This window comes from Pseudonocardia adelaidensis, from assembly GCF_039543345.1.
Taxonomy (GTDB): domain Bacteria; phylum Actinomycetota; class Actinomycetes; order Mycobacteriales; family Pseudonocardiaceae; genus Pseudonocardia; species Pseudonocardia adelaidensis.
In genome coordinates, this window is sequence record NZ_BAABJO010000030.1 from 42,157 (window position 1) to 58,298 (window position 16,142).

The window sequence follows — 16,142 nt, forward strand, 5'->3', positions numbered from 1 at the left end:
GAGGCGGCGCCGCTACCTCCTCCACCGGCGCGCCCGGGGGCGCCCTCGGGAGGGATGGGGGAAGGACGGGGATCGCACGTCCGCACGGGTGGGCTCCGAGGAGCGCGGCGCGCTTCTCGCCACGTGCTCGGGTCCCCTGTTGTCGGGACCTTCGGCCCTGAGGAACGTCGGCCCGGTGGGCGATCCTCGGTGGCGAGGGCACGACGAGGTCCTCGGGCCGAGGGGAGGGTGTGGCGCGCCGGGTGCAGGGAACGGCCCGGGCGTTGCATCGGCTGCGGCGGGGTGCGTCCGGGTCGGGATATCCGGGCGCACCCCGCCGCCACGGTCGTCGTTCTGGCCCACTGCTCGTGCCCGCGGGTGGTGGAGGCGGCCCCCTCCTGGAGCCCACGTCGGCGGGCCGGCGTGAGGACCTGCAGCTCGGCTCCGGGCTCGTGGTCGGTCGTCAGGTCTCTTCGCGTGGTTGTCCGGCCTCGTCACAGCAGGAGAACGGAGCGGAGCTCGCGGCGCGGTGTCGCGGGCAGCGTCGGCGCACCCGAGGCCGGCCAGCCGACACGGATGACGAGCTGGGGTTGCTCCGGGACTCCGAGCACGTTCCGCTGGATCTGCAGGCGGGAGCTGTCGATCTCCAGGGCCTGGCTGAGCGGGGTGGTGGCGAGCCCGATCCGCGTTGCCGTCAGCAGGACGGCACTCGTCGCCTCGCCGGCGCGGAGGCGGTCGAGGGGCTCGTCCCCGGCGGTCGTGACGACGAGCAGCTCGGCGGCGTCGTCACCGCGGCCGTGCCCGGAGACCTGTGTGGCCTGGGCGAGTCCTGCGCGACCGAAGCGGCGCAGCGGTGAGGGGTCGAGGGTGCCGATCGGCGGTGCGGCGACATTGGCGTCGGGCACGCCGTCACGGCCACCCGGGAGGCGGTTGGTCCACATCCGCAGCTCGGCTGCGTACCCGGATTCCTCGCGCTGGAGCCGCTCGGCGGCGACGATCGCCGCGAGGAGCTGCTGCCGCATCGCGGGGCGGGTGACCGGGACGAGGGTCGCCCCGTTGCGAGCGGCCTGCTCGACGAGGGTGTGCAGGTGCTCGGCCGGGACCGGACGGCGGCTCATCCGGCGGCGGTCGGTCCTGCGCTCTGCGATCGCCGGGAACAACGCGGCGTCGGCCGGTTCGCACCCGGGCCGCACCGTGACCGTGGCGAGGTGGGTGCTGTCCTCTGCGTCCGGAAGGCGCCGGATGCCGGCGGCGAGACCGCGGGCGGCGAGGGCGGTGCGCAGGTGGTGCAGGGCCGCCCCGCAGCTGAGGACGAGGTCACGGCGGTCCGGGTCGGTGGCCGCGAGGTGGCGTTGCGGATCGGCGTGCAGCCGCACCTCGTCGGAGCCGATCCGCCAGCGCCACGGCTGGCTGTTGTGCACCGACGGCGCGTGGAGGGCGTCCTCGACGGCGTCGGCGAGTTGCGTCGGGGACGTCACGGTCGGCCTCCAGCGGCTGGAATCGGGTTCGACTTCTCACCGGATGTCGGTGCCCACGGCTCGGATGCCGACAGCCCGGGCCGGGGAGTCAGCAGGACGGCGCACGGGGCGTGGAACAGCGCGCTGCGTGCGACGAGCCCGAGGCGTCCGGACCGGTCTGCGCGCGGGCCGCCCAGAACGAGCAGATCGGCGTCCAGCGGCTCGCCCACGAGCTCGTCCGCCCGGACCCGGGTGAGCCACGGCCGCACGCGGAGACCGGGAACGCTGCTCGACGCTGCCCGGACGGCGGCGTCGAGGAGCCGGGTGGCGTTCTGGACCGCGTGGTCGAGGCCGACGCTCCGTTCGCCGAACGAAGTGGGAAGCCCGTGCGCCACGACGAGGTCCGCCCCCATGTGTCCGGCGCATGCGACCGCCTCGGTCAGGGGCTGCGCGTCGTCCGGCAAGCACCGCACGGCGGCGACGACCTGGGGCGGACTCGCATACGTTCGGTGCAGCACGGGCAGGACCAGCACCGGGTCCCCGCTGCGCGCCGCACCGGCCGTGATCTCCATGATCGCGCCGACCCGCTCGGCGGACGCCGGATCAGCCGGGCCGGGGACGAGTCGGTGACGGATCTCCCGAGCGGAATCGTCGCACCAGCGCACGGCCCAGCCCGGGATCTCGTCGCCGACGACGACGAGCGCTCCACGGGGTCGTCGCGACGGCGTGTCGGACCGGGGGACGCCCGGAACGTCGAGGGCGGGCGTTGCCGTGGTCGTTGCCGTGGTCATCGCCGTAGTCACCTCGTCCGGGTCCTCGTCATCGGTCCCGTCGTCATCGGTCCCGGACGCGCTCGATCGTCTGCCCGATCGGGCGGCGGGGAGTCGTCGGGAGCTGTGTACCCGGTGGTGCCCAGCCGACGCGAAGCAGCAGCTGCGGGCAGAGCGAGCCGCGGAGCACCGCGTCCCGGATCGTGATCCGGGTGGCGGCGACCTCCAGCGGCTGGCTGAGCGGGCAGGTCGCCAGCCCCAGCTCCGTGGCGTGCAGCAGGACGGCGCTGGCCGCCTCGCCCGCTCGCAGCTGCGAGAGCGGATCGTCGGAGGCGGTTCCGAGAACCACCAGGGCTGCGCCGTCGTCCGTCCGGCCGTTGGCCTGCTCGAGGAGGCCCTGGGCGAAGCGGCGGGCGGTTCCGGTGCCGGGCGGGTCGCGCAGCAGGTTGCCGGCCGGCACCCCGGTGTCGTCGGCGACACGACCGCTCCACACGGCCCTCTCGGTCCGGTAGGCCGTGTCGGTCTCCTGCTCGGCGGCGGCGTCACGGATCGCCGCGAGCAGGAGCGAACGCTCGCGTCCCCCGCTGAGGCATTGCATCAGCGCGCCCTGTTCGGCGGCCCTTGCCCCGAGCTCGCGCAGGAACCCCTCCGGGACATCCCAGTCGGTGAAGCACCGGCGGTCGGTGCGCCTCTGCACGATGGCGCTCGCCAGCCCGAGGTCGGCTTCGGCCGGTTGGCCCGGCAGCAGCTCGACGGCGGCGAGGTGGTCGGGCTCGTCGGGGTTCGGCATCCGGTACACGCAGGCCCTGACCCCCGCGGCGGCGAGCGCGATCCGCAGGTGGTGCAGCACGATCCCGCAGCTGAGCACGAGGTCGCGGCCGTCAGCGTCGGTCGACGGCAGCCACCGGCTCAGGTCCGCGTAGAGGTGCACGCTGCTCGGCCCGAGGGCGAAGCGCCACGGCTGGCTGTTGTGCACCGAGGGGGCGCGGACGGCCAGCGCGAGCGCACTGATCACGGTGCGGTGGTCGACGTCGTCGGTGATCATTCCTGCTCCTCGGGGGTGGCGGAGCGGCGGCGGTCCGTTCCCGCTCACCACCGACGATCCCCCGGCGATGCCGTCGCGACCAGCGGCGGTGGTCCCGTACCGGAAAGGACTCTCGCCCCTCCGGGCCGGGTCTCCGGGCGCTTCCGGGTGCCGGCCGCGCGGAGAACGGTCCCCTCGGGATCGAGGAGGAACGGCGATGGACCGACAGGACGGCGATCGGCCGGTGGCGGTGGGGGTGGACGGCTCCGAGCAGGTGCTGCGCGCCGTCGGGTGGGGCACGGCCGAGGCCGCCTGGCGCCGCCTGCCGCCGCGGCTCGACCCCCTGGGCGGACGAGCACCCGGACGTCCAGGTCGAGCGGGTCGTCGTTCGTGGTCACTCCGCTGTCGAGCCGACCACCCGGTCGGGTGCGGCGCAGCTCGGGGTCGTGGGGGCGCGGGGCGGGGACCAGGTCGCCGGGCTGCTGCTCGGCTCCGTCGGAAACGCTTCGGTGCACCGTGCCGAGTGCCCCCTGGCAGTGGCACGGATGGTGGAGGGAGGGGATCGCGATGCGTCCTGACCCGGACGGCCCACCCGTTGCGGGCGGGCTTCCGCGCCGCACGACCGATCGCGTCGAGGACCTGGTCGCCTGGCTCCTGACGGGAGCGGCGTTGCTGGTGATCGTCATCGCCGTGCTGGCCGGGGTGGGCGTGCAGCGCCGGGAAGCCGAACGGGCGGCGCTGGACAGGACGTCGTCGTCGCAGACGAGTGCGGTGTTGCTCGAGGACGCGCATGTGGTGTCCGGGGAGTTCGGCCGCGCGCCGGCGCAGGTGCGGGCGCGGTGGGCCGATCGCGGTGGGCGGGAGCACGTCGGCGTCGTTCCGGTGATGCGTTCGGTGCCTGCTGGGGCCGGGGTCGTGGTCTGGATCGATGCCGCGGGGGAGATCACCTCACGCCCCGGGGGCCCGGCTAGCGCCGTGATCGGTGGGACCGTGGCAGCAGTGGGTGTGCTGTGCGCAGGTGCGACTCCCCTCCTCGTGATCTGGCTCGGGGTCCGGCGGCTCACGGGCCGGTACAACTCCCGGCGATGGGAGCAGGAATGGGAGCGGGTCGAGCCGCGGTGGCGGCGCACCGTCCTCTGAGCGGCCCCTGGTCCCGCAAGATCCCGCTGTGCGGAGCGGGCGGCCCGCGCCGTCGCCGACTCGCACCCGACGGTCGGCGCGACGCGCTCGAGAGGCCCCATGTGCGCGACACCTTCAGCGGCGAGCAGGTCGGATACCCGGTCGTGCGGCCGCGCGAGGGCCTGAACTGTCCCGTCGACCCGGGCGATGTCGACGACCACCGCGTCACGTCGTCTCCGTCTCCTTCTCGTGAGGTGCACCGGAGCGGGTGCATGTCGACGACGGTGCGATGAGGTCCGCCGGGGCGCGCCGGCCGGTCGGCGGGACCGGCCAGCCGCGGCCGACGCGCAGTACCGCCTGCGGGGGCTGCGTGCCGGCGATGAGGCGCCGCACCTCCTCGCGGGCGTGTGGCACCTCGACGATGTGGGAGAGGAACGAGGTTGCGAGGCCGTCCGCGGTGGCGGTGAGCAGGACCCGTTGCAGTGCCTGCCCGGCCTGTACATCGGCGGCGGGCCCGGTGAGATGGGTGGTCAGCACCGCGATGAGGGGTTCGGTCTCGAAGTCCTTGCCGGGCGGGCGAGCGGGCCGGTTCCCGCCGGTGTAGTCGCGCAGCACCCACCGGTCGTGCGGCTCGGCGGGTGTGCCTGCGGTGGCGGGTACGCCGTCGGCCCGGTCGTCCGCCCGGCCGGTCCATCGGGCGAACTCGACGCGGAAGGCGGGATCGGTCGTCTGGGCGCGGTGGGCGCGGGCCGCGATGTCACGCAGGGCCGTGCGCCGGCCGGGATCGTCGATGATCTCCAGCCAGCCACCCTCGTCGAGCGCCGCGCGGCGCAGGGCCGACTGTTCGGGCCGGGACACCGGTTCGTCGGCGTAGGGGTGGCGGTTCGTGCGGCGCAGCGGCACGGCGCGCAGCAGCCGGTGCTGCTCGGGGGTCGCCGGTTTGCGTCCGCCGTGGCGAACCACCGCGAGCAGCTCCGGCCGGTCCGGGTCGGGGAGGAGGGTGACCAGGGGCCGGATGCCGTCGCCGAGCAGCGCGAGGCGCAGGTTGTACAGGGCTGCACCGCAGCCGATGCGCAGCTCGCGGTCGTCCGGGTCGGCCGCCGGGAGCCTGCGGTCCGGATCGGCGTACAGCTCGATGGCCTCCGGGCCGAGCCGCAGCCGCCAGGGCTGCGCGTTGTGCAGCGAGGGCGCCTGCCCGACGGTGACGAGGAGTGCCTCGACCTGCTCGGGCGTGAGTCCCAGTGTCTCGGGGAATGCGGTGATCATCGGTCACGTCCAACCGGCGCTCGGAGCGCGGACCGGCTGTCCGTGCTCGCTCGACCACTCTCCTGGGGCGGCCGGGAGTGCGGTACGGGCGAACGGCCTGTCCGGCACGGACATCGGACCGGGTTGCCCGGCGTTCGGCCGCACGCCGATTTGGAGCGGACTCCTGCACGGCGTGCAGGAGCAGCTCGCGGAGATCGAGCAGATCCGCGATCGGATGCAGAGCCTGCTCGACGCCGTGCTCGCGGTCGCGTCGGGCCTGGAGCTGGACGCGACCCTGGCGGGTGCCTTCTGAGCCGAGCTCGGTCAGCGGGTGCTGCCGTCCTTGCGCAGCTCCGCGGCGTAGACGGCGGCCTCGGTGCGGCGGGCGAAGCCGAGCTTGTGCAGCAGCGACGAGACGTAGTTCTTGACCGTCTTCTCGGCGAGGAACATCTCGGCGCCGATCTGGCGGTTGGTGAGTCCGTCGGCGATGAGGTGCAGGATGCGCCGCTCCTGGGGGCTGAGCGATGCGTAGCGGGGGTCGGCCGGCTCGTCGCCCCTGCGCAGCCGCTCCAGCACCGCGGCGGTGGCCTTGGCGTCCAGCAGCGACCCGCCCGCCGCGATCGTGCGGACGGCGCCGACGAGGTCGATGCCGGTGACCTGCTTGAGCAGGTAGCCGGAGGCGCCGGCCATGATCGCGCCGAACAGTGCCTCGTCGTCGGCGTAGGAGGTGAGCATCAGGCAGGCGGGCGGCGGGGTGACGGCCGAGCGGATCTCCCGGCAGACGGTGACGCCGTCGCCGTCGGGCAGGCGGACGTCGAGGATCGCGACGTCGGGGCGCAGGGCGGGGATCCGGGCCAACGCCTGTGCGGCGGTGCTCGCCTCACCGGCGACGGTGATGTCGTCCGCCCCGTCGAGCAGCTGGGCGATCCCGCGTCGGACGATCTCGTGATCGTCGAGCAGGAACACGGAGATCGTCACGGCCCTGACCTTTCGCTCGGTTGCGACACGGAGAACGGTAGATGCGAGTACCCGCTCCGGCGAGCCGCAGTCGGCCTGCGAAAGCAGGCCGAAAGGCCCTGTGCGTGCTGCTCCCGCCGGCGTACCGCTCCGCCTATCGGTGGGCGGCGAGCGGCCAGTAGGCCCGGATCCGGGACCGGGATCCTCCGACCACGAGGGCCGAGCGCCGGCCCGGGCGGATCTCACGGGGTGTGGCTGCCTCGCTTCGCCACGGTGAGCAGCACGGCGGCGTCCTCGAGCGCCTCGAGGCTGTGCGACGCGGGCGGAACGATCAGCAGATCGCCGCGCCTGCCCTCCCATGCGGCGTCGCCGCTCACGAGGCGGACGCGGCCGAACAGGACGTGCACGGTGGCTTCGCCCGGGTTGACGTGCTCGGCCAGGCTCCGGCCGCGCAGCAACGCGATCACCGTCTGGCGCATCACGTGCTCGTGCCCACCCACCGCGGTGTGCGCCGCCCGCCCCGCGGGGCTGCGGCGCGCGGCGTCGAGCTGCTCGCGGGCCAGCGCGTCCAGAGAGAGCTTCTGCATCGTGCTCACACCCGTTCCCAGCCACGCCGCGGGCGGCGCGACGCGGGGCCGCCGGTCCGGGAGCGGTAGACGACGTAGGGCCGGAAGAGGTAGCCGATCGGCGCGGTGAACGCGTGGACCAGCCGGGTGAACGGCCAGATCGCGAACAGCAGCATGCCGATGAGGGTGTGCAGCTGGAACGTGAGGCCGGAGTGGGCCATCGCCGCGATGTCGGGCTGCAGCACGAACAGCGACCGGAACCACGGGGCGACCGAGAGGCGGTAGTTGTGTTCCTCGCCGCCCGCGGCGCCGAGGAGCGTGGTCGCGAGGCCGACGACGATCGCGGCGACGAGCACCACGTACATGGCCTTGTCGTTGCGGGTGGTGGCCATGAACACCGGACCGGTGGTGCGGCGGCGGTAGATCAGGATCCCGACGCCGACGAGCGTGCAGAACCCGGCGATCCCGCCGAGCAGCAGCGCCTGGACGTGGTAGGCCTCCTGGGAGAGGCCGACGGCGTCGGTGAGGCTCTTCGGGATCACCAGGCCGATGACGTGCCCGATGACCACCACGAGGATGCCGAAGTGGAACAGCGGGCTGCCGATGCGCAGCAGGCGCGACTCGTACAGCTCGGACGACCGGGTGGTCCAGCCGAACTTGTCGTAGCGGTACCGCCAGATCGTGCCGGCGACGAGGATCGCGATCGTCACGTAGGGCAGCACGCCCCAGAGCAGGATGTCCACGGGGTTCATCGGGCTCCTCCGGTGGGGAAGGGCGCGAGCTCGAGGCCGACCTGTTCGCGGGGCGGGCCGCTGCGGGCGAGCGCCTTGGCGGCAGCGACATCGGTGGGGGAGGGGCCGGGCAGCAGCGCGCACACCGCCTCGACCGGCGTGGCGTACGGCGTGCCGGTGTCGAGGAGGGCGAGCCGGAGCAGCTCGAGCCCGGCCCGGTGCTCCTGGAGGAGGGCGAGACCGTCGACGAGGTCCGCGGTGGCGGCGTACTCCAGCACGGCGGGCAGGAAGTCGGGTAGCTCCCCACTCGCGAACTCGACGCCGGCCGCGCGGTAGCGCTGCTTGAGCGTGGCGAGAGCGCCGCCCCGGCGGCGGGTCTCGCCGTCGCTCCACCAGGTGAGGTAGAGGCAGCAGCGGCGGCGCCGGTCGAAGACCTCGACGTAGTGCTCGGCGAGCGCGCCGGGCCGGGTGAGCGCCGCGTGGTCCAGGAACGCGGTCAGCCGTTCACGCGCCCGACCCGGTGGCAGCGCGTCGACCGCGCTCCGCACCAGGGGGAACATCTCCCGGACCCGATCGTCGGGGTACTGCAGGCAGATCGACGCCGCCTGGAGGACGACCGCCTGCTCGCCCCCGAGCCGTGTCATCGCTCGGTCCCCGGCGCGGGCGCGGGATCCGGCCGGCTGCGGCCGGTGATGTCACCCGGCTCCGGTGGCGCCTCCCTCGGCGGCGGGAAGAGCCCCGCCGGGCGCCCCTTGCCGTCCCAGTTCAGCAGGTTGATCCGGGCGCCGGGCTGCCCGGGGTCGGCGAACGTGTCGCTGGTCTGGCGGTCGCGCAGGGCGTGGAACGTCTCCATCGAGACCGGCATCGGGCGACCCGAGGCCTCCCCGAACGGTCCGCTGCCGACCATCCCCGGCCCGCCGTCGACGTCGAGGCTGCAGCCGATCTCCTCCAGGTCGTGGGCCTGCGCCTCGTACGCCGTCGGGATGACGTAGCGCTCCTCGTACTTGGCGATCGCCAGCAGCCGGTACATCTCGAGGATCTCTGCGCCGGTCATCCCCGCCGACGCCGCGATCGACTCGCGGCGCGGGCTGCCCAGCGTCACGTCCCGCATGTACGAGCGCATCGCGGCCAGCTTCTGCAGGACGGCGCGGACCGGCTCGACGTCGCCTGCGGTGAACAGCTCGGCGAGGTACTCGACGGGAATGCGCAGAGCGTCGATCGCCCCGAAGAGGTTGCCGGCGTCCTCGCCGTCGTGCCCGGTCTCGGTGAGCCGGTCGACGACGGGCGAAAGGGGTGGGATGTACCAGACCATCGGCATGGTCCGGAACTCCGGATGGAGCGGCAGGGCCACCCGGTACTCCTTGGCCAGCTTGTGGACCGGCGAGCGCTGGGCGGCGGCGATCCAGTCGTCGGCGATGCCGTCGCGGCGCGCGGCCGCGATCACCTCGGGGTCGCGCGGGTCGAGCAGCAGGTCGAGCTGCGCGTCGTAGAGGGCGTGCTCGTCCTCCACCGACGCGGCCTCGGTGACGCGGTCGGCGTCGTACAGGAACAAGCCGATGTAGCGCAGCCGCCCCACGCACGTCTCGCTGCAGACCGTGGGCAGCCCGACCTCCACCCGCGGGTAGCAGAACGTGCACTTCTCGGCCTTGCCCGTGCGGTGGTTGAAGTAGACCTTCTTGTACGGGCAGCCGGTGACGCACATCCGCCAGCCGCGGCACCGGTCCTGGTCGACCAGCACGATCCCGTCCTCGGCCCGCTTGTACATCGCGCCGGACGGGCAGGACGCCACGCACGACGGGTTCAGGCAGTGCTCGCAGATGCGCGGGAGGAAGAACATGAACGCCCGCTCGTAGTCGAAGCGGACCTTGTCCTCGGACTCCTTGCGGATCCGCTCGACGATCGGGTCCCGCGGGCCGTGCTCCGGGGCGCCGCCGAGGTCGTCGTCCCAGTTGGCGCTCCACTCGACGGACATCGGCTCGCCGGAGATCAGCGACTTCGGCTGGGCGACGGGGAAGTCGTCGCCCAGCGGGGCGTCGATGAGGTTCTCGTAGTCGTAGGTCCAGGGCTCGTAGTAGTCGCGGATGTGGGGCAGGACCGGGTTGGCGAAGATCGAGAAGAGCTTCCTGAACCGCCCGCCCGCCTTGAGCTGCAGCCGGCCGCGGCGGTTGCGTACCCAGCCGCCCTTCCAGGTCTCCTGGTCCTGGTAGCGGCGCGGATAGCCCTGGCCGGGCCGGGTCTCGACGTTGTTGAACCAGACGTACTCGACGCCGCTGCGGTTGGTCCACGCCTGCTTGCAGGTGACCGAGCAGGTGTGGCAGCCGATGCACTTGTCGAGGTTCATGACCATGCCCATCTGGGCCATCACCCGCATCAGTACTGCACCTCCTGCGACCTGCGCCGGATGACGGTGACCTCGTCGCGCTGGTTCCCGGTGGGACCGAGGTAGTTGAAGGCGAAGGACAGCTGCGCGTAGCCACCGATGAGGTGGGTGGGCTTGACCAAGATCCGGGTCAGCGAGTTGTGGATCCCGCCCCGGCGCCCGGTGGCCTCGGACTTCGGGACGTTCACCACCCGTTCCTGCGCGTGGTAGACGAACACGACGCCCGGGGGCAGGCGGTGCGTGACGATCGCCCTGGCGACGAGCACGCCGTTGCGGTTGACGCCCTCCACCCAGTCGTTGTCGTGCACCCCGATCGACGCCGCATCCGGCTCGCTCATCCACACCACCGGGCCGCCGCGCGACAGCGAGAGCATGAACAGGTTGTCCTGGTACTCGGAGTGGATCGACCATTTCGAGTGCGGGGTGAGGTAGCGGACGGTCACGGAGCGGCCGTCGTCACCGAGCTGTCCCAGGCTGGTCCCGCCGAAGAGGCGCTGCATGTCGAGGGGGGCCCGGTAGACCGGGAGCGTCTCGCCGAACTCGTGCATCCAGTCGTGGTCGAGGAGGAAGTGCATCCGGCCGGTGAGGGTGTGCCACGGCTTGTCCCGTTCGACGTTGACGGTGAACGGGGCGTAGCGCCGCCCGCCGGTCTCGCTGCCCGACCACTCCGGGCTGGTGATCACCGGAACGGGGCGTGCCTGCGTGTCGGCGAAGCTGATCCGCCGCTCCTCGCTGCCCTCGGCGAGGTCGACGAGGCGGGTGCCGGTGCGGCCCTCCAGCACCCGGAACCCCTGGACGGCGAGCCGGCCGTTCGTCGTGGCCGAGAGGGTGAGGATCGCCTCCGCCATCTTCGCGTCGGTGTCGATCGCCGGGCGGCCGTCGCCCGCTCCGCCCAGCATCACGCCGTTCCTCGCCGCGAGGTGGGCGATCTCCTCGTCCGGCTGGTAGGTGATGGCCTTGGTCGTCATCCCGAGCCGGTCGATCAGCGGGCCGACGCTCGCCATCTTGTCGGCGATCGCGGTGTAGTCGCGCTCGACGACCACCAGGTTCGGCATGGTCTTCCCCGGGACCGGTTCGACGTCCCCGGTCCGCCAGTCCCGTACCCGGCCGCCGGGCTGGGCGGTCTCGCCGGGCGTGTCGTGCTGGAGCGGGACGGCGACGACGTCGCGCCGCACGCCCAGGTGGGTGCCGGCGAGCTCGGAGAACCGGCGGGCCATCGCGTGGAAGGCGGCGAAGTCGGTGCGCGTCTCGAACGGCGGATCGATCGCCGGCGTGAACGCGTGGACGAACGGGTGCATGTCCGTCGTGTTGAGGTCGTGCTTCTCGTACCAGGTCGCGGCCGGGAGCACGACGTCGGCGAGCAGCGTCGAGCTGGTCATCCGGAAGTCCAGTGCGAGCAGCAGGTCGAGCTTGCCCTCCGGCGCCTCGCCGTCGCGCCACACCACGTCACGGGGACGGCGGTCCTCCGGCGTCTGGTCGGCGAGGAGGTTGTTGTGGGTGCCGAGCAGGTGCTTGAGGAAGTACTCGTCGCCCTTCGCGGAGGAACCCAGCAGGTTGGCCCGCCACAGCGTAAGGCAGCGCGGCCAGTTCTCCGGCGCGTCCGGGTCCTCGATCGCGAACTTCAGCTTCCCCGACCGCAGCTGGTCGACGACGTGGGCGGCGACGTCGCCGTTCCCGGCCTCGTCGGCCACATCCAGGGGGTTGCGGTCGAACTGCGGGTAGGACGGCATCCAGCCCAGCCGCGCCGACAGCGCGATCGTGTCGATCGTGTGCGTGCCCGCCAGATGACCCTCTGCCAGTGGCGAGGTGAGGGCGTCGGCGCGGTAGCCGTCGTAGCGCCACTGGTCGGTGTGCGTGTACCAGAAGGCAGTACCGATCATCTGGCGCGGCGGGCGGGACCAGTCGGTGGCACCCGCCATGGTCGCCCAACCGGTGGTCGGGCGGCACTTCTCCTGCCCGACGTAGTGCGCCCATCCGCCGCCGTTGCGGCCCATCGACCCGGTGAGCAGCAGCAGCGAGAGGACTGCCCGGTAGGTGGCGTCGCCGTGGAACCACTGGCAGATGCCGGCCCCCATGATGATCATGGTGCGGCCCTCTGACTCCTCCGCGTTGCGTGCCATCTCCCTGGCCACGCGCACGACCTGCTCGGCAGGAACCGACGTGATCGGCTCCTGCCACGCGGGGGTGTAGGGCTGATCGACGTCGTCGTAGCCGCTCGGCCAGGAGCCGGGCAGGCCGGCGCGGTGCACGCCGTACTGGGCGAGCATCAGGTCGAACACCGTCGTGCAGACCTTTCCACCGACCCGGTGCACCGGCACGCCGCGGCGCAGCACCCCAGCGGTGCCGTCGAGGGAGTCGAACCGGGGGAGGAGGACCTCCGCCGCCTCCCCGCCGAACAACGTGAGCTGCGGAGCGACGTCCCCGAGCTCGAGGTTCCACCGGCCCTGGCCCGAGTCGGTGTAGCGGAAGCCCAGCGAGCCGTTCGGGACCACCGGCTCGCCGGTCCGCCCGTCGAACAGGACCGTCTTCCACTCCGCGCCCTCACCCGTGTCGCCGAGGTCGGCGGCGGTGAGGAACTTGCCCGGGACGTAGGCCCCGCCGCGCTCGTCCAGGGCGACCAGGAACGGGAGGTCCGTGTAGCGCTGGACGTAGTCGACGAAGAACGGCACCCGCCGGTCGACGAAGAACTCCTTGAGCATGACGTGGCCCATGGCCATCGCCAGCGCGCCGTCGGTGCCGGGCTGGGCGGGGAGCCAGGTGTCGGCGAACTTCGTGTTGTCGGCGTAGTCGGGCGAGACCACGACGACCTTCTGGCCCTTGTAGCGCGCCTCGGCCATCCAGTGTGCGTCCGGGGTGCGGGTGATCGGGACGTTCGAGCCCCACATCAGCAGGTAGGAGGCGTTCCACCAGTCGCCGGACTCGGGCACATCGGTCTGGTCGCCGAAGACCTGCGGGGACGCGACGGGGAGGTCGGCGTACCAGTCGTAGAACGAGGTCATGCAGCCGCCGACCAGCTCGATGAACCGTGAACCGGCGGCGTGGCTGACCATCGACATCGCCGGGATCGGGGAGAACCCGGCGATCCGGTCCGGGCCGTGGGCCTTGATCGTGTGTACGTGCGCGGCCGCCACCATCTCCACGGCCTCGTCCCACGACACGCGCACGTGCCCGCCCTTGCCGCGCGCCCGCTGGTAGCGGCGGCGCTTCTCCGGATCGCCCGTGATCTCGGCCCAGGCCAGGACCGGGTCCCCGAGCCGCGCCTTCGCCTCGCGGTACATGTCGACCAGCACCCCACGGGCGTACGGGTAGCGGACCCGGGTGGGGGAGTAGGTGTACCAGGAGAACGCCGCGCCGCGCGGGCAGCCCCGCGGTTCGTACTCCGGGGAGTCGGGGCCCACCGACGGGTAGTCGGTCTGCTGGCTCTCCCACGTGATGATCCCGTCCTTGACGTAGACCTTCCACGAGCACGAGCCGGTGCAGTTCACGCCGTGCGTGGAGCGGACGACCTTGTCGTGGCTCCAGCGGTCGCGGTAGAAGACATCGCCCTCGCGGCCGCCCTCCCGGTACACCGCTCGCAGGTCGCCGGAGGTCTCGTGTCGGGTGAAGAAGTGCCCGGTCCGTAGCAGGACGTCGGCAGCGGGGCCATCGAACCCGCTGGTCGTGGAGGTGGTGGGCGCCGTCGGCTCGGCCATCGCGATGCTCCCTGCCCGTCGTCGGGACTGTGCACACCTGCGGCTCATCGCAGCCAACCATGGCGGAACCGTTCTCGCCGATTCCACGGCGAAGGTCCCGGGAACCCGGTCGCAAGGACCCTGTCCCGCGTCGCATTCCCGTGACGCAATCGGGTGCGAGGGCGAGGCCCGGGCAGGCGGCCACGCGGACGAGACGGAGGTACACCGATGGCCGAGCGTGACCCGCGGACGAACTCGCCCATGCGTTCCCGGGGAGCACGGCCGCCGGGCGGGCCGGGCGATGGTGGCCCCGGCAGGGCGCTCGCGTTGTCCACGGCCGGTTTCGCGGTGACGTTCTGGGCGTGGGCCCTGCTCTCGCCGCTGGGGGCGAGCTTGCGCGAGGAGCTCTCCCTCACCGCGTTCCAGCAGTCGCTGCTGGTGGCCGTCCCGGTCATCGTCGGTTCGCTGGGCCGGATCCCGGTCGGTGCCCTCACCGACCGGCTGGGGGCGCGCCGCATGTTCCCGACCGTCGCCCTGTTGACCGTGCTGCCGGTCCTCTACCTCGGGCACTTCGCCGACTCGCTGGCCGGCTACCTCGTCGGCGGGTTCTTCCTCGGCCTCGGCGGCACCACGTTCGCCATCGGCGTCCCGTTCGTGAACTCCTGGTACCCGCCCGACCGACGCGGTCTCGCCCTCGGCATCTTCGGCGCGGGGATGGGCGGCACGGCGATCTCGGCGTTCTCCACCGTGCAGCTGGCGGCCGCGTTCGGGGCGAACTTCCCGTTCGACCTGGTCGCGGCCGTGCTGGTGGTGTTCGCGGCGGTCGCCTTCCTGCTGCTGCGCGACCGCCCCGACCGGCCCGTCCCGTCGGGGTCGGTGCTCGCCCGGCTCGTCGCCACGCTGCGGATGCCGGTGGCCCTGCAGCTGTCCTTCCTCTACGCGGTGGCATTCGGCGGGTTCGTGGCGTTCAGCGTCTACCTGCCCTCGTACCTGACCACCGCGTTCGGGCTGGAGCGCGGCGACGCCGCGCTGCGCACGGCGGGGTTCGTGGTGCTGGCGGTTGCGATGCGACCGCTGGGCGGCTGGCTCTGCGACCGGTACGACCCGATTCGGGTGCTGACGGGCTCCTACGTCGTGGTGACCGGGCTGGCCGTCCTGGTCGCGGTCGAGTTGCCGCTCGTCCCGGTCGGGACCGCCGCCTTCCTTGGCCTCGCCGCCGCTCTCGGAGTCGGTACCGGTGCTGTGTTCGCGCTCGTCGCGCGGCTGGTCGAGCCGGAACGGGTCGGGGCGGTGACCGGCCTCGTCGGCGCCGCCGGCGGGCTCGGGGGCTTCTTCCCGCCGCTGGTGATGGGGCTGACCTACGGGGTCTTCGACGACTACTCGCTCGGGTACGTGCTGCTCGCGCTCACCGCAGCGGCCGCAGGAGCGCTCACCGCCACCGGCGTCCGTGGGCGCGTTCGGGCCGGTACTCCTCGGTGAGGCATTCACCTGCAGCTGGGTGACGCAGGTCCGGTGACGTCCCGACCGCTGGCTCGACGCCGGGGTACCGGTCGGAAATGGTCTCCGAGTGATCGGGGCCCTCAGCCGCCGTCGCGCGCGTCCTGCGCCCGTTCGCGCGCGTCCTCCGCGGCATCCGCGGCGTGCTCCCGCGCCTCTTCGCGCTCATCGGCCAGGATCTCGCCGGGGCGCATCACGTCGACCATCGCGAACGCACCGACGGCGTCCACCACGACCTCGCGCCCCGGCCCGCTGCAGGCCCGCTCGCACTCGGTGCCGCCGAACACCACCCGGGCGCCGACCCGGACGCGCATGCCGTCGGGCACCACGACGTCGACGCTGCCGAAGAGCGCACCCACCTCCACCCGTTCCTGGTCGGGCCCGACGGCTACCTGCCTGCTGCCCAGCAGCGCCGTGCCGTCGTCGGCGGTGAGGACCTGGGTCCCGAAGAACATCGCCATCCCGATGAGCAGCACTCCGCCGACCCCGGCGGCGAGGAGCTGCGCCGGCTTCCTCACGCCACGGGCGGCGGGCGGGGTGGGTGCCCGGTGGCGGGTGGGCGGCGCCGCCCGGTGCGCCGCGGTCACCTGCGTCCGCCCCGACGCTCCCGCGCTCGTCGGCCTCTGTCGCGGGGGGAACCGCCTCCGTGCCAGGACGGCCGCGATCACCGTGGCGAGGGCGAACAGGATCCCGCCGATCAGGATGTAGAGGTACACGCCGGTGGCGGAGAGATGCCCGTGCACCGG

At 72.9% G+C, this 16,142-nt stretch carries 14 protein-coding genes; 3 read left to right on the forward strand and 11 right to left on the reverse strand.

Annotated elements, in window-relative coordinates:
• Positions 1-473 precede the first annotated feature (473 nt).
• Genes ABEA81_RS31250 through ABEA81_RS31260 form a run of 3 tightly spaced genes read right to left on the reverse strand, consistent with a single transcriptional unit; the run spans position 474 to position 3,251 of the window.
• Positions 474-1,457: an Acg family FMN-binding oxidoreductase gene (locus ABEA81_RS31250; RefSeq protein ID WP_345610026.1), complete on the reverse strand. Its 984-nt coding sequence runs from the start codon at positions 1,455-1,457 to the stop codon at positions 474-476.
• The gene (locus tag ABEA81_RS31255; protein WP_345610028.1) at positions 1,454-2,227 is read right to left on the reverse strand and encodes a universal stress protein; all 774 of its coding nucleotides are present in this window, start codon (positions 2,225-2,227) and stop codon (positions 1,454-1,456) included. Before ABEA81_RS31255 ends, ABEA81_RS31250 begins: the two co-directional genes overlap by 4 nt.
• 43 nt (positions 2,228-2,270) lie before the next feature.
• Entirely contained in the window at positions 2,271-3,251 is a 981-nt protein-coding gene (locus ABEA81_RS31260; RefSeq protein ID WP_345610030.1) for an Acg family FMN-binding oxidoreductase, read from the reverse strand.
• Between the two features lie 215 nt (positions 3,252-3,466).
• On the opposite strand from ABEA81_RS31260, the gene ABEA81_RS42790 reads away from it, so the two are divergent.
• Positions 3,467-3,808: a universal stress protein gene (locus ABEA81_RS42790; protein ID WP_425570756.1), complete on the forward strand. Its 342-nt coding sequence runs from the start codon at positions 3,467-3,469 to the stop codon at positions 3,806-3,808.
• On the forward strand, positions 3,798-4,370 hold the full coding sequence (locus tag ABEA81_RS31265; RefSeq protein ID WP_345610031.1) for an Rv1733c family protein: 573 nt from the start codon (positions 3,798-3,800) through the stop codon (positions 4,368-4,370). Before ABEA81_RS42790 ends, ABEA81_RS31265 begins: the two co-directional genes overlap by 11 nt.
• Positions 4,371-4,574: 204 nt before the next feature.
• On the opposite strand, the gene ABEA81_RS31270 is transcribed toward ABEA81_RS31265, so the two are convergent.
• From ABEA81_RS31270 to ABEA81_RS31300, 7 genes are all read right to left on the reverse strand, one after another.
• Positions 4,575-5,615: an Acg family FMN-binding oxidoreductase gene (locus tag ABEA81_RS31270; protein ID WP_345610033.1), complete on the reverse strand. Its 1,041-nt coding sequence runs from the start codon at positions 5,613-5,615 to the stop codon at positions 4,575-4,577.
• Positions 5,616-5,918: 303 nt separating this feature from the next.
• Positions 5,919-6,572 carry a response regulator transcription factor gene (locus tag ABEA81_RS31275; RefSeq protein ID WP_345610035.1) on the reverse strand — a complete coding sequence of 218 codons (654 nt, stop codon included), beginning with the start codon at positions 6,570-6,572 and terminating at the stop codon, positions 5,919-5,921.
• A 221-nt stretch (positions 6,573-6,793) separates the two neighbouring features.
• Positions 6,794-7,138 (reverse strand): cupin domain-containing protein, encoded by a 345-nt coding sequence (locus tag ABEA81_RS31280; RefSeq protein WP_345610037.1) that lies wholly within the window; start codon positions 7,136-7,138, stop codon positions 6,794-6,796.
• A 5-nt stretch (positions 7,139-7,143) separates the two neighbouring features.
• A complete protein-coding gene (gene narI, locus ABEA81_RS31285) occupies positions 7,144-7,869 on the reverse strand; it encodes a respiratory nitrate reductase subunit gamma (protein WP_345610039.1) in 726 nt (241 codons plus the stop codon).
• On the reverse strand, positions 7,866-8,492 hold the full coding sequence (narJ, locus tag ABEA81_RS31290; protein WP_345610041.1) for a nitrate reductase molybdenum cofactor assembly chaperone: 627 nt from the start codon (positions 8,490-8,492) through the stop codon (positions 7,866-7,868). Before narJ ends, narI begins: the two co-directional genes overlap by 4 nt.
• Entirely contained in the window at positions 8,489-10,219 is a 1,731-nt protein-coding gene (gene narH / locus ABEA81_RS31295; RefSeq protein ID WP_345610043.1) for a nitrate reductase subunit beta, read from the reverse strand. Before narH ends, narJ begins: the two co-directional genes overlap by 4 nt.
• Positions 10,219-13,920 (reverse strand): nitrate reductase subunit alpha, encoded by a 3,702-nt coding sequence (locus tag ABEA81_RS31300; RefSeq protein WP_345610045.1) that lies wholly within the window; start codon positions 13,918-13,920, stop codon positions 10,219-10,221. Before ABEA81_RS31300 ends, narH begins: the two co-directional genes overlap by 1 nt.
• Positions 13,921-14,127: 207 nt before the next feature.
• On the opposite strand from ABEA81_RS31300, the gene ABEA81_RS31305 reads away from it, so the two are divergent.
• The gene (locus ABEA81_RS31305) at positions 14,128-15,378 is read left to right on the forward strand and encodes an MFS transporter (RefSeq protein WP_345610047.1); all 1,251 of its coding nucleotides are present in this window, start codon (positions 14,128-14,130) and stop codon (positions 15,376-15,378) included.
• Between the two features lie 101 nt (positions 15,379-15,479).
• Here the strand turns inward: ABEA81_RS31305 and ABEA81_RS31310 are convergent, their stop codons facing one another.
• On the reverse strand, positions 15,480-16,139 hold the full coding sequence (locus tag ABEA81_RS31310) for a hypothetical protein (protein ID WP_345610048.1): 660 nt from the start codon (positions 16,137-16,139) through the stop codon (positions 15,480-15,482).
• Positions 16,140-16,142 lie beyond the last annotated feature (3 nt).